Here is a 23167-nt window from a genome sequence, read left to right as displayed (position 1 = left end):
TGCACCAATGTGGTGCAAACATACCCGTCCTCGGAACATCAAGACGGTGCAAAGTGGTCTGTCCTCAATGCGCCGATTACTTAGAGAGCTTGTCGACGACGCGTTCGATCTCGGCGAGCTTCGCGGCTTTGAGGTCTTCGTCGCCCGATTCGATTGCCGAAGTCACGCAGCCCTCGATATGCGCCTTGAGCACGTCGGCGTTAATGCGCGCGAGGAGTGCCTGTGTGGCCATGAGCTGCGTGGAAATATCGACGCAGTAGCGGTCCTCCTCGACCATCCGCAGGATGCCGTCGATCTGGCCGCGCGCCGTCTTGAGCATACGGTTCACCGATTTGTGGTCTGCCATCATGGCGGGTCCTCGTTTCTGGTCGATGGGGTCGAATGCTTCTGGTAGCAGCTAGGCTGCGGTCACGGACAGGGCGTGGAACTTCTCGCCGGCGCTCTCGACGGCGGCAGCGAGCTGCTCAGCGGCCACGGTGTCGGCGCACTCCACCTGTACCGTCTGAGTCTCGTGATCGGCATCGGCGTCGGTCACGCCGGCAACGTTGAGCAGTGCCGTCTCGACAGTAGCGTCGCAGTGGCCACACATAAGGCCGGAAGTCTTAATTGTGTAACGCATGGGTATTCCTCTCTGTTATGTCGGCTTTCCCAGGCACCCGACCTTGACCTTCAAGCCGTCGCTCGCGTACCAAAGTACGCGTCGCTCCTCTTTCAGGTCAATCTCGGGCACCTGGAAAGCCCGTTCTAAATGGACGTAATGGTGAGCCTATTTTGCCACTTTAGGCTTAAAGGATTTCAGGCGCAGAGCATTGGACACGACGCACACGCTCGACAGGCTCATGGCTGCGGCGCCAAACATCGGCGAGAGCTGCCAGCCGGTGAGGGGGAAGAACACGCCCGCAGCGAGCGGAATGCCGATGCCGTTGTAGAACAGCGCCCAGAACAGGTCTTGCTTGATGTTGCGAATCGTGGCGCGCGAAAGCTCGATAGCGCGGGCGACGTCCATGAGGTCGCTGCGCATGAGTACCACATCTGCCCCTTCCTTGGCGATGTCGGCGCCGGTGCCGATAGCAAGGCCCACGTCGGCGCGCGCCAGGGCAGGGGAGTCGTTGATGCCGTCGCCCACCATGGCGACCTTGCCGCCCGCATCCTGCAGTTCGCGCACGTGGCGTTCCTTGTCGGCGGGAAGCACGTCGGCAATGACCTGCTTGCTGCTCAGTCCTACGCGGCGGGCGATTGCTTCGGCCGTCACACGGTTGTCGCCGGTGAGCATGTGCACGTCGACGCCGAGCGAACGCAGCGCGGCGATGGCCTCAGCGCTCGTCTCCTTGACCTCGTCAGCCACGGCAATGGTGCCGACAAGCTCGCCGTTCTTGGCAAAGAACAACGGTGTCTTGCCCTCGGCGGCGAATCGCTCGGCAAGACCGGCGGGCACCTCCGCGCCCAGCTCGTTCATCAGGCGAACGTTACCGGCAGCGATGGCGTTTTGTCCCTCGCGCGCCGTAACGCCTCGTCCAGGCACGGCGGCAAAGTCCTCGACCATGCGCGCCACGATTCCGCGCGCCTCGCACTCGGTCATAATCGCCTCGGCCAGCGGATGCTCGCTCGAGCGCTCCAGCGCGGCAGCGAGCTTCAGTAACGCCTTTTCACTCATGGCGGGCGAGCCGTCGGCGCGCGTGGCTACCACGATATCGGTCACGGCAGGTTTGCCGCGGGTGACCGTGCCTGTCTTATCGAGCACCACGGTACCCACGCTGCGCAGGTTCTCCAGCGCCTCGGCGCTCTTAAACAGAATGCCCATCTCGGCGCCCTTGCCGGTGCCTACCATAATGGCGACGGGCGTGGCTAGGCCGAGCGCGCAGGGACAACTGATCACCAGCACGGCCACGGCGGAGGTAAGTGCCTCGTTTATGCTGCCGGTCAGTGCCATCCACACCGCAAAGGTCACGGCCGAGATCACGAACACCACGGGCACGAACACGCCGGCGACCTTGTCGGCCATGCGGGCGATGGGCGCCTTGGTGGCGTTGGCGTCCTCGACGAGCTGGATGATCTTGGCCAGCGACGTGTCGGCACCAACCCGCGTGGCGCGGAAGGTAAACGAGCCGGTGCGGTTGACGGTGGCGGCGTTGACGGTGTCGCCGGCGGTCTTTTCCACGGGGATTGACTCGCCGGTGAGCGCACTCTCGTCCACGGCCGAGCTACCTTCGAGCACCACGCCGTCGACGGGGATTGACTCGCCGGGGTGCACGCGCAGGACCTGGCCGGGAAGGATGCTATCGACGTCGACGGTGGTTTCGCTGCCGTCGTCGGCAACGACGGCAGCGGTTTTAGGCGCCAGATCGATGAGCGCCTCGATGGCGCCGCCGGTTTTGGACTTACTGCGCGTCTCGAGGTATTTGCCCACGGTGACGAGCGACAGGATCGTGCCCGCGCTCTCAAAATACAGATTGTCCATGCCTGTCATCATGGCCTCGTGAACCTGCCCCGTGGCCAGCTGGTCGGCCATGATGAACATGGCATAGAGCGACCAGGCAATGGAAGCGGTGGCGCCCACGGCGATGAGGGCGTCCATGGTGGGTGCGCCGTGCGCGAGCGATTTAAACCCGTTGATAAAGTACGCGTCGTTGACGTAGACGATGGGGATGAGCAGGACAAGCTCGGTGAGGGCGAGCGTCATGCTGTGGATATGGTCGGTGAAAATGCCGGGCAGCGGCCAGCCGAGCATGTGTCCCATGCCTATGTAGAACAGTGGGATGAGGAAGACGATCGAGACGATGAGGCGGGTGCGCATGGCAGAGGCGGCGGCCTCCAGCTTTTTGGTGGGCGACTCCATATGGGCGGTGCCGGACCTGACTTGCGCGCTGCCGTTTGAGCCGGCGGCACCGGTGCCCGTACTGACGGGCGAGGCCGAGTAACCCGCGCGATCGACAGCGGTGCAGATATCGTCGGGGGAGACCTGCGCGGGGTCGTAGTCGACCATCATGGAACCGGCGAGCAGGTTGACCGCGACGCTTTGGACGCCGTCGAGCTTGCTCACGGCACGGTCCACGTGCGCCTGGCAGGCGGCGCATGTCATGCCGCCTACGTCGAACTTATCTTGAGCCATGGCTTCTCCTTTCTGTGGTTCGGTGTTGGAATTGTTAACCTTTCGATACTATACACCCATACCCCCTGGGGGTGTATTGCAAAAGTTGAAATGTATGGCATTCCGATGCGGGGTCGACTGCCGGGTTAGTGCACCATCCTCGCCCTTCATCTCAATCTGTAACATCTAGTTCCGTTTTTGCCGAGTTACTGTTACAGATTGAGACAAACAGTTCGGCGGTTGCTTAACATCTCGATCTGTAACATCTGGCAGGGAAAATGACCTCTATCTGTTACAGATCGAGATGTTGTTTTGCGAGGCTTTGGTTTGTCTCGATTCGTAACGTGTAGACCTGGTTTTGCCTCGTAACTGTTACAGATTGAGACAATTGGCCCAGACCCACCCCGTCCGCCCCGTCATCTGTGGTTTACGTGGGGGCATACGGAGTGCAGGTATACTAACCGGCGGCGAATCTGCTCCATCGCTTAGAGCTGCTGCGTCTGGACGGCGCGTGATATGGCTGCCAAAGCGATCGCCAGCGTGCTGAGCAACGTCCTCTCTGTGCGCACCCTTTTTGTATGTACTAGCGCACTACCAAGCACGCCCGCGCGGCCGCATGCCGTGCCCCTTGCGCGTGCAGATAAGGAACAACAACATATGCGTAATTCTGTATCCGACGTCACCGACGCCGAGATCCTGGACGAGACCCGCGAGGCCATGGCCCAGGCTGCCTTCGATGCGGCCGACGAGGCCAGCGCCGCCGAGACCGTCGAGTCCGCTACCGAGAACCTGCCCGCCTTTGACGAGCTGGGTCTTTCGGACGAGATACTTCGTGCCATCGAGAACCTGGGTTACACGGCGCCGACGCCCGTGCAGGCCGGCTCGATCCCCGTGGTGCTCGAGGGCCGCGACCTGCTTGCCGCCGCTCAGACCGGCACCGGCAAGACGGCCGCCTTTTTGCTGCCGACCATGAACAATCTGGAGCACATCGCTCCTCCCAAACCTGTGCGCGAGCGCGGCGGCCGTAACCGTCGTCGCGGTGCTAAAAAGCCCGAGGGCAACGGCCGTGGCCCCGTGATGCTCGTCATCACCCCTACGCGCGAGCTCGCCCAGCAAATCGACGAGGTCGCGAGCAAGATCGCCGACGTCACCGGCCATGTTGCCGTGACCGTCGTGGGCGGCGTGAGCTACAAGCCGCAGACCGCTGCCCTCAAGTACGGCTGCGACATCCTGGTCGCAACGCCGGGCCGTCTGGTCGATCTGATCGAGCAGGGTGCCTGCCACCTGGACGAGGTCAAGGTGCTGGTGCTCGACGAAGCCGACCGCATGCTCGACATGGGCTTTTTGCCCGCCGTTCGCCGTATTGTGCGCGAGACGCCGGCCGAGCGCCAGACGCTGCTGTTCTCGGCGACCCTCGACGAGGAGGCCGTGGGCGAGATCACCGATCTGGTGAGCGACCCGGCCCGCGTGGAGATCGCGCCCGCCACGTCGACCGCCGACACCGTCGACCAGTTTGTGTTCCCGGTGTCCATCGAGGCCAAGAACAACCTGCTGCCCGAGTTCCTCAAAAAGGAAGGCCCGGAGCGCACCATCGTCTTTATGCGCACCAAGCACCGTGCCGACAGCTGCTGCCGTCGTCTGGAGCGCAAGGGCATCAAGGCTGCCGCGATTCATGGCAACCGCAGCCAGGCCCAGCGCGAGCGCGCACTTTCGGCCTTCCGCGACGGTACCGTTGACGTGCTGGTGGCAACCGACGTGCTCGCCCGCGGCATCGACATCAGTGATGTGCGCTACGTCGTGAACTTTGACGTGCCGGCCGAGCCGACCGACTACATCCACCGTATTGGCCGTACGGGCCGCGCCGGCGAGCTGGGCTGGGCCATCACGTTTGTGACCGAGCAGGACGTGGATGAGTTCTACGAGATCGAGAAACTCATGGACAAGACTGCCGACATCTACGAGGCCGGCGACCTGCACGTGGGCCCCAATCCGCCCGCGGTTGATCCCGAGCGCGACCCTGCGGCCTTTAAGGTGAAGAAGAAGACCAAGCGCGGTAAGTCCAAGAGCAAGAAGAAGCTTGAGCAGGCGCGTCGCGACGGCAAGCGCAACGGCGACGATTACGGCGATGTGGCCGGTCGTTCCAACCGTGGTCGCGATGAGCGTCGCGGCGACAGCGAGCGCCCGAGCCGTCCCAAGCGCGGCGGCAAGACCCGCGTGCGCGAGGGCGTTCAGGCTCGCGTGGACGAGGCCGTGGAGAGCGTGGCCCGCGAGGTGGCTGCCGAGGAGCGCGGCGGTGCTGTTGAGCAGGGCCCGCGCGGCAACCGTGCCGAGCGTCGTGCCAAGCAGTTCCAGGGCGAGGCGCACCGCCGTCGTCGTGAGGACGAGGACCGCGGCGGTCGTCGCCGTGTTGAGCGTGAGGACGAGGGCCGCGGTTCGCGCGGCGGCAAGCGCGGCGCGGGCGACCGTCGTCGTTCCGGTCGCGATGACGAGCGCGGCGGCCGCGGCGGTGAGTCCCGTGGCGGCAAGCGCTTTGAAGAGCGCGGCGGCCGCGGCGGTGAGCGTCGCGAGGATGCTCGCGGCAATGGCGGCCGCAGTGGCGCTGGCCGTTCTGGCGAGTCGCGCGATCGTCGCGACCCGCGTGCCCGTCGAGATCGTCGCGATGATTGGCGCAACTACGACGATACCCGCGAAGAGCGTCGCGGCGGCCACCGTGGCGGTCGCGGCGGCAACCAGGCCGGCTCCCGTGGTGGCCGTGCCGGCGGTCGCGATAACCGTGGCAGCTATGGCAACAGCCGTGGCGGCAAGCGCGGCGGCAGCTCCCGTCGCCCCGGTGACGGCGGCGGCAAGCGCAAGTAACATGCGCGTCGCGCGGTAAGGCGACACGAGTTTGGGCCTCGAGCAGACTATGCTCGGGGCCCTTTTAGTGGGCTCGGTATTAGTTGGGGCGAGTCTTCTTCGTGGAAACGCGCGGAGACGGTCGTGGCAAGAGATACGGGCTATCGACCTAGTTGGAGATTCGCGTATGCGGGGGGCCGACATCAACGCAGGGCATGAGGTTTTCTGCTGACGCGCGGCGGCTGCGGTGCCCGGGCGGACACGCCGGGGATTTCGCCCGCTGCCTGGCGCCCTTGCCGCCATCCGGCTTTCGCGCTCGCATTCTTTTGGATGCGGGCGTGTTTTTCGTGGCGCGCACGGGTCCCCCGGGGCGCGCCGTGCATTTTCGGGAGTTTTCAGCAAGCCGGGGTGGCTGCATACGCGCCGGAATCGTCTTTTTGAGCCAGCGGGATCCTTCGGCAGGCGATTTGGGTTGGCTGACGGCGTCCGGCGCGGCGATAACGCGCGTTTCGCGTCGCGCCGTGCCCCAAAACGACGCCAATCGCGCGGCGTCCACGATTCGCGGCACCGCCTGCGGGGGCCGCGATGCTGAAAACTCCGGTTTTTGCACGGTACAAGCGGGGGTACGTTGGGACGAGAAGGGGTGCCCCCGTCTTTTTATGCATGGCATAAGCGAAATTATGCAAGACAATAGGGCGCCATGCGCCGGATACCCAGCCTGGGCGCGCCATACGCCGACGCTTAGGCCCTCGATATCTCGGACATCATCACGCTCTAAATACTAACCCAGCAACAAAATAATCCGTCTTTTCTCCGTCCCCATGGGACCGGGTGTGGTATTCTATCTGCCGGGTATAACTTAGGAATACCAAGTAATACCAACGCCGCAAAAACAAACTCCAGATGCGGGCCAATCGGGTTGCCTTCACAGCCCGTCGCCCAGCCGCGTGGCCCGCATCTATCCGCACCACCGTCGTTTCAAAAAGGAAGCGCCATGGCAGAACACATGACCCCGGTTGTCGCGAAGGTCTTGCCCGAGGAAAAGGCGGCCTTCGCGGCGGCAACCCAGCTCGTGGGCACCACGCCGTCCAACGCCATCCGCATGTTTATCGCCGCGTTCAATCGCTGCGGCACCTTCCCGTTCGACATCTCGCCCAACGGGGCCTTTGGCACTGCACCCGATTCTCATCAACAATGACTGTCCCAAACTGCCGGTACTTGGGGACGTTCCTTGTCTGCCGGCAGTTAAGGAACGTCCCTCAGTGCCGGGTTTTGAGGAGGTTGGCATGCTCAATGCGATAGCGTGGGCGCTCGCCTGTTTTGGCGTCGTCGCTGCCGATATAGCCCTGAGCGTGGTTCTGTTTTCTGTTTTCGATGCCGTGTCGGTGCTGACGGGCTATCCGATCGACAATCTCGATATTCAATGGTTCCAAGCCGCCGCTCAGACGGCGTCGTTTTTGATGGCGCTGCTGTGGTGGCGTTATCTGTGGCCGCGCTCGTTTATGGCGCGTTCGCAAAGCGAGCATCCGCTCGGCGGGGGAGCGCGTGGGGCGTGGAAACGCATCGCCTGCGTTATCGTGATCGGTCTTGCCCTGCAGGTGGTCGTTAGCTACGTGACCGACGCCGTGCTGTCGCTGTTGCCCGATGCCGCGGCCGACTACAGCGAGCTTGTCGAGGAAACGGGCATGGGCGATACCAGTCCTCTTGCCGTCCTGACCACGGTGCTCGGCGCGCCGTTTTGCGAAGAGCTCCTGGTGCGCGGTGTTATCTTTGAGTTTTCACTGCGTGCGTTTAATCCCCAGTGCCGTCCGCTCTGGAAGCGCCGGCGTCGTGCGAGTGCGCAAGACGGCGCCATAGTGTCCTGGGCGGCCCCAAGCACGTGGGGTGTCGCCGCGGCGATTGTGCTGCAGGCGGCAATCTTTGGTTTTATGCACATGAATTGGGTGCAGGGTTGCTACGCGGGTGCCGCCGGCCTCATCTTTGGTTGGGTGCTCGTAACGACCGGAAAGCTCCGCTACACGATCCTGCTGCACTTTGCGTTTAATGCCGGGTCGTATCTCATGGGCCTGCTGTGGTTTGTGAACACGCCGCTCGACGTGGCAATTACGGTCGCCATCGCCGGCGTCATCCTCGTTGAGGCAATGCGCTCGCTGCGCCACGCGTGTGGGATGGACGCAGCGAGCGCATTGCTGCCTTAGTTGCGGCGACCGCCTCCGTTGGCACCCTGACGCCCCTGAGCCGCACGGTTGCGCCCGGCGGTGTTCTGCGCGCGCGACATGCCGCCGTGGCCCTTGCTGCCCTTGGGTCCCTTGGCTCCAGCGCCGCCAGCGCCACCGTGGCCCTTGCCGCCCTTCTTGCCGGTGCCATGTCCGCCGCCGGCAGATGTCTCGCCCGGGCGTGGCGGCACGGGGCGGATCAGGCAATGCTTGGTGTAGCCGATCAGGTCGCGACGGCCGGCTTTCTCTAGCGCCTCGCGCACGAGCTTATAGTTCTCGGGCTTGCGATACTGGATGAGCGCGCGCTGCATGGCCTTTTCGTGCGGGTCGCGCGCCACATAGATCGGCTCCATGGTGCGCGGGTCCACGCCGGTGTAGTACATGCACGTCGACATGGTGGACGGCGTGGGGTAGAAGTCCTGCACCTGCTCGGGCATGTAGCCCATGTCTCGCACGGCCTCGGCAAGGTCCACGGCTTCCTTCATCGTCGATCCGGGGTGGCTCGAGATCAGATACGGCACCACGTACTGCTTGAGTCCGTACTCGCGGTTCAAGCGTTCAAATTTGCGGCAGAATGCGTCGTAGACGGCTCGGCTCGGTTTGCCCATCACGGAAAGCACCGCGTCGCTCACGTGCTCGGGTGCTACGCGTAGCTGGCCCGAGACGTGGTGCTCCAGCAGCTCGCGCAAAAACTCGTCCGAGGCATCGGCCATGGTGTAGTCGAAGCGGATGCCGCTGCGGACAAAGACCTTCTTGACGCCCGGCAGCTGGCGCAGGTCGCGCAGCAGCTGGGTGTAGCCGCTCTCGTCGACCACCATGTTCTTGCACACGCTCGGCCACAGGCATCGCTTGTTCTTGCATACGCCGTGCTTGAGCTGCTTGTCGCAGGCGGGACGGCTAAAGTTGGCCGTCGGCCCGCCCACGTCGTTGATATAGCCCTTAAACTCGGGATCGCGCGTGAGCAGCTCGGCCTCGCGCATGATCGAGTCGTGGCTGCGCATCTGCAGCACGCGACCCTGGTGGAAGGTGAGCGCGCAAAACGAGCACTCGCCAAAACAGCCGCGGTTGGAGCTAATGGAAAACTTGATCTCGGCAAAGGCCGGCACGCCGCCCGCCGCGTCGTAATCGGGATGCCAATCGCGTGCGTAGGGGAGCTCGGCCACCTCGTCCATCTCGTCGGTGGTGAGCGTCGCCGACGGCGGGTTCTGCACCACATAGACGCTGTTGGGGTAGGGCTCTACCAGGCGATGTCCGGTGATGGGGTCCATATTCTGCTGCTGCACGTTAAAGCTGCGCGCGTAGTTGAGCTTGTCGGCGGTAAGGTCGTCCCAACTGGGCAGCAGGTCGTAGTCGTAGACCTCGTCGAGCGAACCCGTGCGGTAGACGGTGCCATTGATATAGGTGATCTGATCGACGGGCAGTCCCGCGTCGAGCGCGTCGGCGATCTCGACAATCGCGTGCTCGCCCATGCCGTAGATGAGGATGTCGGCGCCCGAGTCGAGCAGTACCGAGCGCTTGAGCTTGTCCTGCCAGTAGTCGTAGTGGGCCAAGCGACGCAGGCTTGCCTCGATGCCGCCGATGATGATGGGGGCGTCCTTGAATGTCTGGCGGATGAGGTTGCCGTAGACCGTGACGGCACGGTTGGGGCGGTGCCCCTCCTCGCCACCGGGGGTATAGGCGTCGGTGTGGCGGCGGTGCTTGGTCACCGAATAGTGGTTGACCATGGAGTCCATGTTGCCGGCGCTGACGAGAAAGCCCAGGCGCGGCTCGCCGAGCACGGTGATGCTGGCGGGGTCGGTCCAGTCGGGTTGGCAGATGATGCCCACCTTGTAGCCGTGCGCGTCGAGGACGCGGCTGATGATGGCCATGCCAAAGCTGGGATGGTCCACGTAAGCGTCGCCGCAGATGTAGACAAAGTCGCACTGGTCCCAGCCGCGCGCATCCATGTCGGCGCGGCTGACGGGGAGGAACTTATCGCGGCCCGGGCGCCAGGGGCGGACAGGCGCTGCCGGGGCATGCGCGGGGCGCGAGCCCTGGGCTTTGCTTCCACGCTTTTGCTGCTGGCCGCGTTGGGCATGCTTGCCGTGCTGGTTGTGCTGAGCGTCCTGGGGCTTTTTTGCCACGATTCCTCCCGGTGTTTGTATGCTGCACGTAATTGTAACCAGTCTTTTTGGGACGGGGCTAAAAAGACTGGTGGAGTACACGAGGTGTCGGGTGTCGATGCCGCGCCCGCCGTTTGTTTCCAGACGGTGTATCTGCGCGTTGGGGAGTCCGTCTCGCGGGCGCGCCATGTTGTCAATGGGTTACAGTATGAACGGCGGCTATGTTTCCGCCAACGCACGAGAAGGTCGTCAACAAGGAGGGCGCACGACGATGCAGCGTGCCAAACAGATATCGGAGTCTATTGAGCTGGGCATCATCTTGGCGCTCGCCGGTGGCTTTATGGACGTTTATTCGTACATTGGGCGCGACCATGTTTTCGCCAACGCGCAGACGGGCAACATCTTGCTGGTGGGCGTGAGCATCTCGGAGGGCAATTGGGCGCTCGCGGGGCGCTATTTCTTCCCTGTGGTGTCGTTTGCCGTGGGCATTATGCTTGCCGACCTGGTACACGAACGGTTTGGCAGCGTGATTCACTGGCGCCAGGTGACGGTGTTCTTTGAAGCCGTCATCTTGCTGGGCGTGAGCTTTATCCCCGGTGGCGGCTACAACTTGCTCGCCAACTGCCTCATCTCGTTTGCCTGTGGTATGCAGGTCGAGAGCTTCCGCAAGATCCACGGTCACGGCATTGCCACGACCATGTGCATCGGTAACCTTCGCAACGCGCTGCAAAACGTGGACGACTACATCATCACCCACAAGCGCGGCTTTTTGGAAAACGGCCTGCTGTACTTTGGCGTGATCTTTACCTTTGTGTTTGGCGCTGTGCTGGGAAACTGGTGTATTGAGCGCATGGGGCTGCACGCTATTGCGGTGGCGAGCGTGCTGCTGTTCGTGGCGTTTGCCATCATGTTTATCGACCGCGAGCGCGACCTGCGTTTTCGCTGGAAGCGCGCCTGCGAAGATTGGAAAGAGGCCTGCCAAAAATAGCGGCAGGATGTGGCAAGGGGCTGACCCCTTGCCACACTGATCAATAATGGGGAGGGGACGGTCATCTCGGCCGCCCCTTTTTGTTTAGTGGTCAGGCGGTGACGATACCAGTTGTTGAAACGCTTTAAATAATCTGACGTTCTCACGCGTTTTTCGCTTCAAAAGCGTTAGGATGGGAGCCATAGCGTGGGGCGTAATGGGTGCCCCGCACACGATGGGAGGCTATCAATGGCTAATCGTTTCGTTCTCAACACCATTTCTTATCATGGTTCCGGCGCCATCAAGGAGATCCCCGGCGAGCTCCAGCGTCGCGGCTACAAGAAGATTTTCGTCTGCTCCGACCCCGATCTGGTCAAGTTTGGCGTTACCGCTAAGGTGACCGACGAGCTCGATGCCGCCGGCATCGCTTGGAGCCTCTACTCCGAGATCAAGCCCAATCCCACTATCCAGAACGTCAAGGACGGCGTCGAGGCCTTCAAGGCCGCCGAGGCTGATGCTATTGTGACCGTCGGTGGCGGCTCCTCTATGGACACTGCCAAGGCCATCGGCATCATCATCAACAACCCCGAGTTCGCCGATGTCCGCAGCCTCGAGGGCGTTGCTCCCACTAAGAACCACGCCGTGTTCACCATCGCCGTGCCGACGACCGCCGGTACTGCTGCTGAGGTGACCATCAACTACGTCATCACCGACCCCGAGAAGGTCCGCAAGTTCGTGTGCGTCGACACCAACGACGCCCCCGAGGTCGCCGTCGTCGACCCCGACATGATGGCTTCCATGCCCGCCGGCCTGACCGCTTCCACCGGCATGGACGCTCTGACCCACGCCATCGAGGGCTACACCACCAAGGGCGCTTGGGAGCTCTCCGACATGTTCCACTTTGAGGCCATCAAGCTGATCAGCGAGAACCTGCGCGACTCCGTTGCCGAGGCCAAGTCCGGCCAGCCCGGCTCCGGCCGCGAGGGCATGGCTCTTGGTCAGTATGTTGCCGGCATGGGCTTCTCTAACGTTGGCCTGGGCATCGATCACGCCATGGCTCACACCCTGTCCGCTCACTACGACACCCCGCACGGCGTCGCTTGCGCCATGCTGCTGCCGATTGCCATGGAGTTCAACAAGCCGGTTTGCGCCGAGCGCCTGGCCAAGGTCGCCGTCGCCATGGGCGTTGACACCACGGGCATGAGCACCGATGAGGCTGCCGACGCCGCTATCGCCGCCGTTAAGCAGCTCTCCGCTGACGTGAACATCCCGCACGTCTGCGAGGCCATGAAGGCTGACGAGATCGAGGTCCTGGCCAAGGACGCCATGGCCGACGCTTGCTTCCCGGGCAACCCGCGCGAGGCGACGCTCGACGACGTCATCGAGCTCTTCAAGAAGATCTGCCCGGCTGCCTAGCCCAGTTTGGTGGTCCTTCGCCCGTAGGCGTATGGTCTTTTGACTTGCCGCTGGCCCCGCCGCGCTACGCACGGCGGGGCTTTTTGTGCTGCGTCGATGTCTTGGGACGGGTAAAACTAAAGCATGCTGCCCGCTGCGGATAGGTGGTGCACTTCCCAGCGTGCATTTTTGGGAGTATTCAGCAAGCTCTTAAAAATGCATAACGTTTTGAAGGGTCCGTAGTGGCCCACAGGCGCCCATCGACAGCCATTGTGGGCGGGCTATCGATGAGTGGAGGGGGTTGTTACTGAGTTTCTGCTTTGCGACGACCTGCAACACTGCTGTAACCGCGTCGTTTTGTCGTTCGCGATGGGGTCGTTGGGGCCCACGGTGCTGAATACTCCGTTTTTTGCACGGCCCAAGGTGGGGTACCCTGAGACGAAGCAAAAAGATTCCTCATTTCTATGCAGATACCGATAGGATTTATGCAAGATTGGGATTGTAAGACGTGCGCGTGCACAAAACCGGTGCGGGGACGTCGGGAGGCGGCTCGGCTCCTAGGGCATTGACCGTGCAGAACGGTTAAAATCGGGACTCGGTCTTAGTTTTACTTGGAAGGACGCATATGGCTTCTAATATTGATGCTTCTCTAGAGGAGACGCTCTCCTATATCGCGGGACAGCTTAAGGCGCTTACTTCGATTGCTTCGCCTACGGGCTATACCCGTGCGGCGACTGATTATCTAATGGAAACGTTGCGCGATATGGGCTTTGGCCCCGAGCGTTCCAATAAGGGCAACGTGCTGGTTGAGCTTGGCGGCGAGGGCGAGCCGCTTGTGTTGGCGAGCCATGTCGATACCCTGGGCGCCATGGTGCGCTCCATTAAGGACAATGGTCGCCTGCGTCCCACGACGCTCGGCGGGCATCAGTGGTCTACGGCCGATGGCGAGAACTGCACCGTCTACACGCGCGATGGCAATGTGTACACGGGTGTGGTCCTCAATACCGAGCCTTCGGCGCACGTGGCCGACGAGCCGGTCAAGACCATCGAGAAGAACATGGAAATCCTGCTCGACGAGAACGTCGACAGCAAGGATGATGTGCTTGAGCTGGGCATTCAGACGGGCGACATCATCGCTATGGATCCGCGTACCACGGTGACGGAGAGCGGCTACATTAAGAGCCGCTTCTTGGACGACAAGCTGTCGGCCTCCATTTTGCTGGGCTTGGCGCGTGCCGTCGCCGCTGGCGAGGTGTCGCTTTCGCGCAAGGTGTCGCTGCTCTTTACGGTGTACGAGGAGGTCGGCCACGGTGGCGCTTTCGTGCCGGCCGACACGCGCGAGATGATCAGCGTTGACATGGGTTGCGTGGGTGACGATCTGGGCTGCACCGAGCGCATGGTGTCGATTTGCGCCAAGGATTCGGGCGGCCCCTACAACTACGATCTGGTGACCACGCTGTCCAATATCGCGCGCGAGCTGGAGCTCGATTACGCCATCGACGTGTACCCGCATTACGGCTCGGACGTTGAGGCCACGCTTTCTGCCGGCTACGACATCCGTCACGGCCTGATCGGCCCTGGCGTATACGCGAGCCACAACTACGAGCGCAGCCACATCGACGGCGTGCGCAATACCTACGAGCTGGTTCGCGCCTACGTTCAGCGCTAGGGGAGCAGCTTGCGACTCGGCTGACCAATCGCTAAAGCCCGATTTCTCGGGCTTTTTTCGCTTTAGGTCGTTTAGTATTATGATGTATCTAATCTATTAACTAAACGTGTAAATTACTTAACGAGGTGATGCGGTGTATGGATACGTCTGAGTACTTGTCTATGGGTGATGCTGCCCGCCTGCTGGGCGTTACGAAAGCCCGCATATCTCAACTTGCCGCATCGGGAACGCTCGCGTGCGATATTGTGGGCGGACGGAAGATGGTCGAGTACAATTCCGCGGTCGCTTATCAAAAGGTCCGCAAACGTGGACGCCGTCCTGCGGCCGATGTGGGGCGCAAGTTTACGCTGATGTCGGCCGACCATGAGGTCGCGCATGTCTCATTTGATCCGTCGCGCGAATTTCCCTTCGAAATCGCGGAGGTCCTCGATGCACAACGAATGCCGTTTGGCACGTGCTCGAGCTCTTCTCCTACGGTGAATAAACGGGAGCTCAACGTGTGGTGGAGCCATCGGTCAGTGCCCGATGTTCGCCCCGGACTCGTCTCGCGCTATCGTGAACTGGGAATTGCCAGTGGCATCGAGGTCCCGGTTCGGTGCCTGGGCCTCTCGCTTTCGGATTGCTATTGGCTGCGGCCGGCAGAATGCGACGGGCTCAAATGGCGAAACCTCAATTACTTCGAGAATGATTTTGAGCGATCGGCGCCCGAGGGACGTTCGGGTTGGCTGGAGGGCATCGGTCTTAAAAATCCCGACAACACATCCGAGGGCGAGCTTCCTAAATCGTGGATGATTCGCAATGCTGTTCGCGTTCTGGTCAAGGGGTGCGGCATGGACGATCAGCGTCCCTTTAACGAGGCGGTTGCAACGGCTCTACATCGTCGCTTGTTGTCGGAGGGCGAGTTTGTTCCTTATACGGTTGAGCGGATGTTCGATGGCCCTGTGTGTCTGTGCGACGACTTTCTTGACGGCCGCGAGGAATACGTTCCGGCTGTTTACGTTAAGGGCGCACTTGGTAGCCAGCGGGGAAACTCGACATACGACCGGTACTGCCGCTTCCTTGGTAAGCATGGAGCAGACGAGGCTGCCGTGAGAAGGTCTATGTCGCAGATGATTGTCTGCGATGCCCTTTTGGCCAACAGCGATCGCCATTGGCGAAACTTCGGCATCATCCGCAATGTCGACACCCTGGAGATAAGGCCTGCTCCGCTGTTCGATAGCGGCAACTGCCTATGGTACAACGTACCAACTGCCGTGCTCGCAGCTGGGGAGTTTGGGTTTTCTGCTAAGCCGTTTGGGCCCGACCCTTCCGTCCAGCTGGCGCTTGCGGACTCACTCGATTGGTTCGATTCATCGCGGCTCAACGGATTTGTTGATGAGGCGATCGAGATTCTTTCGCAGAGCGAATGGGCCACAGCGGAGGGCCGGCTCGAGTCCATTTGCCGCGGCCTCGAGCGTCGCGTTATCGAGGTGAATGCTGCTGTTGAGGTGCTTCGACACGTGCGGCGATAATCCTGCGGCTACTTGATGGCGGCAGTTACCGTGCCGCCGCCCAGGACGATGTCGCCGCGATAGATAACGACGGCCTGGCCGGGGGCGATGGCTCGCTGCGGCTCGTCAAAGGTCAGAAGCATCTGTCCGTCGGCGCCACGTGTAAGGGTCGCTGCCTGATCCTTTTGACGGTAGCGGTACTTGGTGCCCACGCGAATGTCGCCGGACGTGAGCTCTGCCTCCATGCGGTCGGCAGGGGCGCTCCAGATCCACTCGTTGGCCGTGAGTGCTGTCGCCGTCAGGTCCTCAGCCTCGCCCAGATGCACAATGTTGTTGGCGGCATCGACGCCCGTTACATACACGGGGCGCGCCATCGCGACGCCCAAGCCCTTGCGCTGGCCGACGGTATAGCGCAGTGCGCCGTTGTGGCGTCCGACCACGCTGCCGTCGCGCCATACAATATCGCCTGGCTCGGCGGCATGCCCGCAGCGGCGCTCGATATAGCCCGCGTAGTCGCCGTCCGCGATAAAGCAGATATCCTCGCTCTCGGCCTTCTTGGCGTTGATGAAGCCCTGCTCGGCGGCAATGCGGCGCACGTCGCGCTCTTTGTCCAACCCTGCCAGCGGAAAGATTGTGCGTGCCAGGCGCTCTTGCGTGAGCGAATACAAAAAGTAACTCTGGTCCTTCTTGGAGTCTTCGCCGCGGTGCAGCTTCCAGGTGCCATCGGGCGCTTGGCTCGTTTTGGCGTAGTGACCCGTGGCAATGTAGTCGCAGCCCATATCGAGCGCCGCGTCGAGCAGCGCGCCAAACTTAATATGGCGGTTGCAGATGATGCACGGGTTGGGCGTCAGCCCCTCCTGGTAGGCGGTCACGAAGCGCTCGATAACGTTGCGGTCGAAGGCCTGCTGCAGGTCGAGCACATGGTGAGGTATCCCCAGGCGATCGGCGACGGCCTTTGCATCGGCGATGTCACGGTCGACCTTGCTCATGCCCGTGACGGGATCGGGCGCAGGGCAGGTGAGGCGCATAGTGGCGCCGACGCATTCGTAGCCTTGGCACTTGAGCAGATAGGCAGTCACGCTGGAATCGACGCCGCCGCTCATGGCGACGAGCACGCGCTTGTTGTGCATGGGGAGGTTCTCCTTGGTGGCATGTGGCCAAAAAAGAAAAGCGGCGCGGGAGGCTGGTTCCGCGCCGCAGACATTGTAGCAAGTTCGGACGTCTCGTGGGACACCCTGACGGGATGGGCTCAGACCGCCGGGAGAGAGAGAGGAGGCAGGTTCGTCCCTGAGCTCAACCTATGGGAAAAAAAGGCTCTAGTCTTGGAACAGTGCCGTGGACAGGTAGCGCTCACCGGTATCGGCGAGCAGTGCCACGATGGTCTTGCCCTCGTTCTCGGGGCGCTTGGCCAGCTGCAGCGCGGCCCACACGGCGGCACCGGACGAAATGCCCACGAGCACGCCTTCCTTGTGGCCCACGGCGCGGCCGGTGGCAAAGGCGTTGTCGTTCTCGACGGGGATGATCTCGTCATAGACCTGGGTGTCGAGGACGTCGGGCACAAAGCCGGCACCGATGCCCTGGATCTTGTGCGGACCGGCCTGGCCCTTGGAGAGTACCGGGGAGGTGGCGGGCTCGACGGCGACAACCTGAATCTCGGGGTTCTGCTCCTTGAGGAACTCGCCCACACCGGTCACGGTGCCGCCGGTGCCAACGCCGGCGACGAAGATGTCGACCTTGCCGTCGGTGTCGTCCCAGATCTCGGGGCCGGTCGTGGCCTTATGGATGGCGGGGTTGGCGGGGTTCACGAACTGGCCGGCGATGATGCTGTTGGGGGTCTCCTTCTGCAGCTCCTCGGCCCTGGCGATGGCGCCCTTCATGCCCTTGGAGCCGTCGGTGAGCACGAGCTGTGCGCCGTATGCCTGCATAAGCTTGCGGCGCTCGACGGACATGGTTTCGGGCATGGTGATGATCACCTTGTAGCCGCGAGCCGCCGCCACCGAGGCGATGCCGACGCCGGTGTTGCCGCTCGTGGGCTCGATGATGGTATAGTCGCCGCCGCGCACGAGCTTGCCGGCCTTCTCGGCCTCGTCAATCATGTTCTTGGCGACGCGGTCTTTGACGGACCCGGCGGGGTTGAAGTATTCCAATTTGACGAGAACGCGGGCCTTAAGGTCCTCATCGGCCTCAAAGTGAGTGAGCTCCAAAAGCGGGGTGTGGCCGATAAGCTGATCGATGGACGTATAAACCTTGCTCATGGTGAACCTCCAAGTGTTCAAATGACTGGATACCGTGTGGTTTTACGGTGGCCTAGTAGCTAAACCCATAAACCTTATAGGTTGTTTGTTTAGCTGTTGGCAAGCATAGTAGACACTAAAGCCTAGTAATGCAATAGGAAATAGGAGATTATTACGAGCTGATTAACCACCTTGACTGGAATGGGTATTTTCAAAGCCAATTTTTCGGCTAGAATTTCAACGGATTAAAAGACCGAAAGGCAGCACTATATATGTTGGTTTCTACTAAGGGCAGGTACGCCCTGCGCGTTATGGTCGACCTGGCCGAGCACCAGGCGGCCGGTCGCATCCCGCTCAAAGAGATTGCGGCGCGACAGGGGATTTCCGAGAAATATCTCGAGAACATCTTGGCTACGCTCGTGCGCGCCAACATGCTTTCGGGCATGCGTGGCAAGGGCGGCGGCTACGTGCTCACGCGCCCGCCCGAGCAGTACACGGTGGGAGAGATCTTGCGCCTGACCGAGGGCAGCCTCGCGCCGGTCGCCTGCCTGGATGGCGACTGCAAGGGCTGCTCGCGATCTGATGAGTGCCCCACGCTCGACGTGTGGAAGAACCTGGACAAGCTCATCAACGACTACCTCGACGGTGTGACGCTCGATGCGCTCGTCGCCCCCAACGGGGGCTACGACTACGTCATCTAGCCCCACCAGCCATTTGGGGACGGGGTAGAAATGGTAGATTTTCTTGTCCTCTGAGGCTTGACAAAGGCGAAGGCCGTCCATCGTTGCGATGGACGGCCTTCGTTTTGGCGTGTTGTGGCGGTCCGTATCCGGTTGCTTTAGTTCCTGGCGATGCTGTCGAAGATGCTTCGAGTGATGGACACCAAAATGCTACCCATAAAGGCCGACCCAAAGCTGGCAATGGAGATGCCCGCACCCAGCAGATTTACCGATAGGTAGCTGGCAAGCTCGAGCATAAAGCTGTTGACTACAAGCTGAAAAATACCCAGCGTGATAATGGTGAGCGGCAGCGAGATGACCGTCAGGAGCGGCTTGACGAGCGAGTCGACGACGTTGAGGAACAGTCCCACAAAGGCAAAGCAGACCCAGGCGTCGGCCATGCCGAAGGGCTGAATGCCGGGGACGAGGAACGTGGCGATCGCGATAGCGATTGAGGTCAAAAGCCAGTTGAGCAAGAAGCGCATGGTGGGTTCCTTTCCGGTGCGCGTGACGTGTTGGTGGCGCGTAAGCTCGTTTGCCGCGGCGAATCGGATGGTTGCCTTGGCGTGCGCCTCTGCGTTGGGCGCCCATTGTCTCAGATATTCGTGGAGCTTGCGTGCGCATTCGGTTTCAAAACGGCGTTCGTCCTAAAAAACGCGCCGCTGACAGAGAGTCTTGACACTTTAGTTTGGTGGTGTGCTAAACTGCTACGGGCAAAAGCCACATGCGTTGCCCTATTGCATAGAATGGGCGAACGATGCCCGGTGCCAGTATCAACTTCGATGCCTTTTGGCGGGTTTGGCGGTGATCGATGAATATCGAGAACATGTTTGACAAGCCTGATGTCAAGCAGCTAGTCCACGCATTTAGTCTTTTGGACGACGAGAAAGATATCCAAGCGTTTTTGACCGATATCTGCACACCGCGCGAGATTTGCGATCTATCGCAGCGTCTGCAGGTCGCGCGCTACCTGGACGAGGGCGAGCCCTATGTCGAGGTTCAGGTCCGTACCGGCGCTTCGTCCACCACGGTGAGCCGTGTATCCAAGGCGCTCAACGGCGAGTACGGTGGCTACCGCAAGATCCTCATTAAGCTGGAGGATGGCGAATAGGCCGCGGCAAAACGAATTGTGAAAAACCGCTCCTCCGGGGGCGGTTTTTATATGCCGAATAATTGGTGCAAAGGGGCCAGGTTCGCTTGCACCAACGGACGAGTCTGCCCCCTTGGCACCAATGCGGTGCAAAGCGACTTGTCTCCAAAGCGCCAAAAGATGAAGCTGCGGTGGCAATGTGTCCGCTTGGGCGGGTAGGATGGATGCATTGATTATTGCGAACAGTTTGAGTGGAGGACCATGCCTGTTCGAATCTATACCACTAATGCCGGCACGGATTTGAGCGATGCCGAGTCGGCGCTGCTTGCCGACCTTATTGCCCGCCACGGGCGTGCCGTGCTGCTGGCGCCAACGTTTGCCGAGCTCGACCTGTGCCGTCATGATGCGGCGGAAGCCGGCGTTTCGCTGGGCATCGATTACAAGACGCCCGCGTCGTGGCTTCGCTCGCTTTGGGAGCTTTTGGGCGACGGGCGCGGTTTCGTCGACAACCTGCAGCGCCAGATGCTGTTTTCGGACATGGTCACGCGTCTCGATGATGTCGACCTGCAGCCGCTTTCGCGCAGCCAGGGCACGGTGCGCATGCTTGCGCGCATGGCCCGCGATGTGCTGCCAGGTGTGGCGGGGACAGCTGCCGAGCGATGCCGTGGCAACAATTGCCGGCCTGAGCCAAAAAGCGATGCCGAGGCTCGTGTGTTCGAGCTTTTGCGTGCCTACGCGGGCGGTTTGGACCGTCGAGATATGGTCGAGCCCTGCGAGGCGGCTGACATTATGGCCAGCGCTCTGGCCGATAATCTGCCGGCGTGCGCCCGTGCCGTCTGTGTACGCGGCGTCACGTCGTTTACGCACGGTCTGCTCGAGCTGCTGTCTGCTGTGGCGAACAGTGGGGGAGAGGTCGTCGTGCTGCTTGCTCGCGAGCAGGCGGCGATGCGCGAGGAACTTGCCGCGGCATTTGATGCCAGCGGTGTGCTGTTTGAGGTCGCGCCGCTGGGGGAGGACGCCGTCGCGTCTGATGCCGCTTGTGGAGCTACCGCTCAGCCTGCCTTTATTGAGGTCGCTGGCCCCCACGCCCGTGCTCATGCTTATGCGGACGCAATTGATGATCTGGTAAAAGCGTGCCAGGGTTTCGGGGCCGACGATACCGCCGGCCTCTCCGCCGACCCCGTACGCGTGCTCGTTGTTTCTGCCCGGGCACCCCAGCTGTTCGGTGAGCTCGCCTCTCGTCTGGCGGCTCATCATATCGCTGCCGAGACAACTGAATTCACGGCGTTTTCCCAATCCATTGCGGGCAGGCAGTTTGCGGCGCTTGCCAGCTTGATCGAGCGCATGAAGGCGGCCGATGAGGGTGTGGCGTCAAAGACCGAGTGGTGGCCCGCGCCGGAGCTTACCGACTGGATCTACAGCCCGCTTTCGGGCGCTGATGCCGCCAATGCCCGTATCTTCGATAAGAATATGCGTCTCTCGCGTAGCAAGACTACCGCGGGCGCTAAGAGCCTGCTGCAGAGCGTGCAAGGCCAGGTGAGGGGCGCACGCAAGGCGGCGAGCGACGAAAACTGGTTTAAGAACGTACCGTGTGTGGTCTCGGACGTGTTCCAGGCACTGTGGCGCGACAAGCCCGTGACGGCGCTCAAGGCCATGCTTGCCGTTGCCGAGGCGTTGCCCGATCGCTCGCTGGGCAGCCTGGATGGCCAAGCTCGTCGCCAAGCGGAGACGGCCCTGCTGCGCCACGCCATCGACATCCTTATGAATGACGCCCGCGCGCTCGACGTGTCGCAGGCCGCGACCGTGCCCGTGCTCGATGGCATTCGCACCAAGGTGGACAAGCGTAGCACCGCCTACGATTACGAGACCTACGAGGTTGACGGTGCGCCACGTGCCCAGGTTCGCTTTGCCTCGCTTGCCGATGCGGCGGCTCTGCGCCCCGGCAGCTACGATGCCGTGCTGTTTGCCGATGTCGATCTGGACAGCTATCCGCTCTCACACGAGGAAGGACCGCTGGCCACGTTGGCTGCGAGCCTTGGTCGCGAGGGCGTGACGCTTGAGCCTGCGGCCTTGTTGCGCGTGCGCTTTGGCCACGCGATGCGGGCGGCACGTGGCCCGGTTGCGCTTGCGCGCGTGACGCACGATCGCCAGGCGCGCGAGTGCTATCCGGCTGCCGTGTGGACCGAGTTGCGGGCGCATGCCGAGGCCACCGGTGCCGCTCAGGTGACATGCGTGGGCGAGGGCGATATCGTAGGTGATTTTGACCCTGCAGCCGGCAAGGGCCTCAAGCGCGAGCGCGTGGCATGCGAGGCTCCTCAGCATTTGAGCGAGGCGGCCGTGCCATATCTGGTCTTGCGCCGTCGGGACGGCGAGGGCGAGGACGCGCCGCTTGTACCGCGTCTGACGTCTGCCTCGCAGATCGAGGCCTATTCCACCTGCCCGCTGTGCTGGTTCGTCTCGTATCGCGTTAAGCCCCAGTCTATCGACGCGGGTTTTGGCAACATGGAGAAGGGCAACTTTGTCCACGACGTGCTGGAACATCTGCATGCCCGTTTGCCCCAAGAGGGCATGGAGCGTGTGACGCCCGAAAACCTGCCGCGTGCGCAGGAGCTGCTGCACGAGGTCTTTGCCGAGACCTTGGCCGAGCACGCCGGCAAGCGTGGCAACGAGGGCCCGCTGGTGCCGCTCTCGCCGGTGGAGGAGCGTCAGGTTGCCGAGATCTTGCCGCAGCTGGAGGGCGTGCTTGCCTGCGAGTCCGAGGCGCTTGCCCCCTTCGCTCCGCGCTACCTGGAGTTTGCGTTCAACGAGCTCCAGGTCGAGTATGCCGGCTGGCCGCTCGGCGGGCGCATCGACCGTGTGGATGTGGATGCCGAGAATCGCGCTGTGGTGATTGACTACAAGCATCGCACGGGCGTTGAGGAGTTTAAGCTCGCCGACCCCACGGTGCGCGACGAGGAATCGGGCACGGCGCCCATCGACGATCCGCGCTGGTTGCCGCCACATACCCAAACGCTCATCTACGCCCAGGCCATGCGCCGGGCGCTGGATTTGGATACCCGTGCGGCACTCTATTTTTCGACCAAGGGCGGCAAGCCCGCGTTGCGCGGTGCCGCGAGCGCCGAGCTGCTCGAGGAGGAGCGTGGCGACGGTCGCATCCCGGGCCTTAAGAAAGGTTTTCCCGGCGAGGGTGGCAGCATGGACTTCGACGCCCTGCTCGATCGCGTGGAGGCCGGCATCGCCGAGCGCTTGCGCGAACTCGAGGCGGGCAACGTCACTGCTGTCGACCCGGCGTCGACGCAGGCCGCGCATGCCCGCTGCTCGTATAACCACGAAGGAACGTTTGTAAGGAGGGACGTGTAGAC

The 23167-nt window shown here is 62.0% G+C and carries 17 protein-coding genes; 10 read left to right on the top strand and 7 right to left on the bottom strand.

Going from position 1 to position 23167, the window contains the following annotated elements:
* Positions 1 to 76 precede the first annotated feature (76 nt).
* The 3 genes from ACQRAP_RS00700 to ACQRAP_RS00690 form a co-directional block, all read right to left on the bottom strand.
* Positions 77 to 346, bottom strand: a complete 270-nt coding sequence (locus tag ACQRAP_RS00700) for a metal-sensing transcriptional repressor (RefSeq protein ID WP_229778266.1) — start codon at positions 344 to 346, stop codon at positions 77 to 79.
* Between the two features lie 51 nt (positions 347 to 397).
* Complete coding sequence (locus ACQRAP_RS00695; protein WP_154515953.1) at positions 398 to 619, bottom strand: heavy-metal-associated domain-containing protein; 222 nt, start codon at positions 617 to 619, stop codon at positions 398 to 400.
* Between the two features lie 147 nt (positions 620 to 766).
* Positions 767 to 3109 (bottom strand): heavy metal translocating P-type ATPase, encoded by a 2343-nt coding sequence (locus tag ACQRAP_RS00690; protein ID WP_427794649.1) that lies wholly within the window; start codon positions 3107 to 3109, stop codon positions 767 to 769.
* 636 nt (positions 3110 to 3745) lie between these two features.
* Between ACQRAP_RS00690 and ACQRAP_RS00685 the strand changes: the two genes are divergently transcribed.
* From ACQRAP_RS00685 to ACQRAP_RS00675, 3 genes are all read left to right on the top strand, one after another.
* Positions 3746 to 5944 (top strand): DEAD/DEAH box helicase, encoded by a 2199-nt coding sequence (locus tag ACQRAP_RS00685; RefSeq protein WP_427794648.1) that lies wholly within the window; start codon positions 3746 to 3748, stop codon positions 5942 to 5944.
* Between the two features lie 973 nt (positions 5945 to 6917).
* Positions 6918 to 7121 carry a type II toxin-antitoxin system RelB/DinJ family antitoxin gene (locus tag ACQRAP_RS00680; RefSeq protein ID WP_117734431.1) on the top strand — a complete coding sequence of 68 codons (204 nt, stop codon included), beginning with the start codon at positions 6918 to 6920 and terminating at the stop codon, positions 7119 to 7121.
* 88 nt (positions 7122 to 7209) lie between these two features.
* Positions 7210 to 8121, top strand: a complete 912-nt coding sequence (locus tag ACQRAP_RS00675; protein ID WP_427727440.1) for a CPBP family intramembrane glutamic endopeptidase — start codon at positions 7210 to 7212, stop codon at positions 8119 to 8121.
* On the opposite strand, the gene ACQRAP_RS00670 is transcribed toward ACQRAP_RS00675, so the two are convergent.
* Entirely contained in the window at positions 8118 to 10262 is a 2145-nt protein-coding gene (locus tag ACQRAP_RS00670) for a YgiQ family radical SAM protein (RefSeq protein WP_427794647.1), read from the bottom strand. The genes ACQRAP_RS00675 and ACQRAP_RS00670 overlap by 4 nt on opposite strands.
* A gap of 250 nt (positions 10263 to 10512) precedes the next feature.
* Between ACQRAP_RS00670 and ACQRAP_RS00665 the strand changes: the two genes are divergently transcribed.
* From ACQRAP_RS00665 to ACQRAP_RS00650, 4 genes are all read left to right on the top strand, one after another.
* A complete protein-coding gene (locus ACQRAP_RS00665; RefSeq protein ID WP_154515938.1) occupies positions 10513 to 11229 on the top strand; it encodes a YoaK family protein in 717 nt (238 codons plus the stop codon).
* Between the two features lie 228 nt (positions 11230 to 11457).
* On the top strand, positions 11458 to 12624 hold the full coding sequence (gene fucO / locus ACQRAP_RS00660) for a lactaldehyde reductase (RefSeq protein WP_154515935.1): 1167 nt from the start codon (positions 11458 to 11460) through the stop codon (positions 12622 to 12624).
* Positions 12625 to 13228: 604 nt separating this feature from the next.
* Positions 13229 to 14272: a M42 family metallopeptidase gene (locus ACQRAP_RS00655; RefSeq protein WP_427794646.1), complete on the top strand. Its 1044-nt coding sequence runs from the start codon at positions 13229 to 13231 to the stop codon at positions 14270 to 14272.
* A gap of 137 nt (positions 14273 to 14409) precedes the next feature.
* Complete coding sequence (locus ACQRAP_RS00650; protein WP_427747721.1) at positions 14410 to 15783, top strand: hypothetical protein; 1374 nt, start codon at positions 14410 to 14412, stop codon at positions 15781 to 15783.
* An 8-nt stretch (positions 15784 to 15791) separates the two neighbouring features.
* Here the strand turns inward: ACQRAP_RS00650 and mnmA are convergent, their stop codons facing one another.
* Entirely contained in the window at positions 15792 to 17015 is a 1224-nt protein-coding gene (gene mnmA / locus ACQRAP_RS00645) for a tRNA 2-thiouridine(34) synthase MnmA (protein ID WP_427794660.1), read from the bottom strand.
* A gap of 63 nt (positions 17016 to 17078) precedes the next feature.
* The gene (gene cysK, locus ACQRAP_RS00640; RefSeq protein WP_427794645.1) at positions 17079 to 18017 is read right to left on the bottom strand and encodes a cysteine synthase A; all 939 of its coding nucleotides are present in this window, start codon (positions 18015 to 18017) and stop codon (positions 17079 to 17081) included.
* Between the two features lie 251 nt (positions 18018 to 18268).
* Here cysK and ACQRAP_RS00635 point away from each other — a divergent pair, with 251 nt between their 5' ends.
* The gene (locus ACQRAP_RS00635) at positions 18269 to 18697 is read left to right on the top strand and encodes an RrF2 family transcriptional regulator (RefSeq protein WP_154515923.1); all 429 of its coding nucleotides are present in this window, start codon (positions 18269 to 18271) and stop codon (positions 18695 to 18697) included.
* Positions 18698 to 18834: 137 nt separating this feature from the next.
* On the opposite strand, the gene ACQRAP_RS00630 is transcribed toward ACQRAP_RS00635, so the two are convergent.
* Entirely contained in the window at positions 18835 to 19200 is a 366-nt protein-coding gene (locus ACQRAP_RS00630) for a phage holin family protein (RefSeq protein ID WP_427717799.1), read from the bottom strand.
* Between the two features lie 326 nt (positions 19201 to 19526).
* On the opposite strand from ACQRAP_RS00630, the gene ACQRAP_RS00625 reads away from it, so the two are divergent.
* Both ACQRAP_RS00625 and ACQRAP_RS00620 read left to right on the top strand, forming a co-directional pair.
* Positions 19527 to 19826: a YerC/YecD family TrpR-related protein gene (locus ACQRAP_RS00625; protein WP_154515917.1), complete on the top strand. Its 300-nt coding sequence runs from the start codon at positions 19527 to 19529 to the stop codon at positions 19824 to 19826.
* Between the two features lie 240 nt (positions 19827 to 20066).
* Positions 20067 to 23165 carry a PD-(D/E)XK nuclease family protein gene (locus ACQRAP_RS00620; RefSeq protein ID WP_427794644.1) on the top strand — a complete coding sequence of 1033 codons (3099 nt, stop codon included), beginning with the start codon at positions 20067 to 20069 and terminating at the stop codon, positions 23163 to 23165.
* Positions 23166 to 23167: the final 2 nt, after the last annotated feature.

Origin of the sequence: Collinsella sp. SGI.180, assembly GCF_050313455.1 — a bacterium.
GTDB lineage: Bacteria > Actinomycetota > Coriobacteriia > Coriobacteriales > Coriobacteriaceae > Collinsella.
The sequence above is the reverse complement of the archived record's forward strand: the minus strand, read 5'-3'. Positions and strand labels throughout refer to the sequence as shown.

Bases quoted from the DNA above. Each gene is read 5' to 3' on its own strand.
- ACQRAP_RS00620 (WP_427794644.1), top strand. From the start codon at position 20,067: ATGCCTGTTCGAATCTATACCACTAATGCCGGCACGGATTTGAGCGAT.
- fucO (WP_154515935.1), top strand. From the start codon at position 11,458: ATGGCTAATCGTTTCGTTCTCAACACCATTTCTTATCATGGTTCCGGC.
- ACQRAP_RS00630 (WP_427717799.1), bottom strand. From the start codon at position 19,200: ATGCGCTTCTTGCTCAACTGGCTTTTGACCTCAATCGCTATCGCGATC.
- ACQRAP_RS00680 (WP_117734431.1), top strand. From the start codon at position 6,918: ATGGCAGAACACATGACCCCGGTTGTCGCGAAGGTCTTGCCCGAGGAA.
- ACQRAP_RS00665 (WP_154515938.1), top strand. From the start codon at position 10,513: ATGCAGCGTGCCAAACAGATATCGGAGTCTATTGAGCTGGGCATCATC.
- cysK (WP_427794645.1), bottom strand. From the start codon at position 18,017: ATGAGCAAGGTTTATACGTCCATCGATCAGCTTATCGGCCACACCCCG.
- ACQRAP_RS00700 (WP_229778266.1), bottom strand. From the start codon at position 346: ATGGCAGACCACAAATCGGTGAACCGTATGCTCAAGACGGCGCGCGGC.
- ACQRAP_RS00695 (WP_154515953.1), bottom strand. From the start codon at position 619: ATGCGTTACACAATTAAGACTTCCGGCCTTATGTGTGGCCACTGCGAC.
- ACQRAP_RS00690 (WP_427794649.1), bottom strand. From the start codon at position 3,109: ATGGCTCAAGATAAGTTCGACGTAGGCGGCATGACATGCGCCGCCTGC.
- ACQRAP_RS00625 (WP_154515917.1), top strand. From the start codon at position 19,527: ATGAATATCGAGAACATGTTTGACAAGCCTGATGTCAAGCAGCTAGTC.
- ACQRAP_RS00635 (WP_154515923.1), top strand. From the start codon at position 18,269: ATGTTGGTTTCTACTAAGGGCAGGTACGCCCTGCGCGTTATGGTCGAC.
- ACQRAP_RS00650 (WP_427747721.1), top strand. From the start codon at position 14,410: ATGGATACGTCTGAGTACTTGTCTATGGGTGATGCTGCCCGCCTGCTG.
- ACQRAP_RS00685 (WP_427794648.1), top strand. From the start codon at position 3,746: ATGCGTAATTCTGTATCCGACGTCACCGACGCCGAGATCCTGGACGAG.
- ACQRAP_RS00655 (WP_427794646.1), top strand. From the start codon at position 13,229: ATGGCTTCTAATATTGATGCTTCTCTAGAGGAGACGCTCTCCTATATC.
- ACQRAP_RS00675 (WP_427727440.1), top strand. From the start codon at position 7,210: ATGCTCAATGCGATAGCGTGGGCGCTCGCCTGTTTTGGCGTCGTCGCT.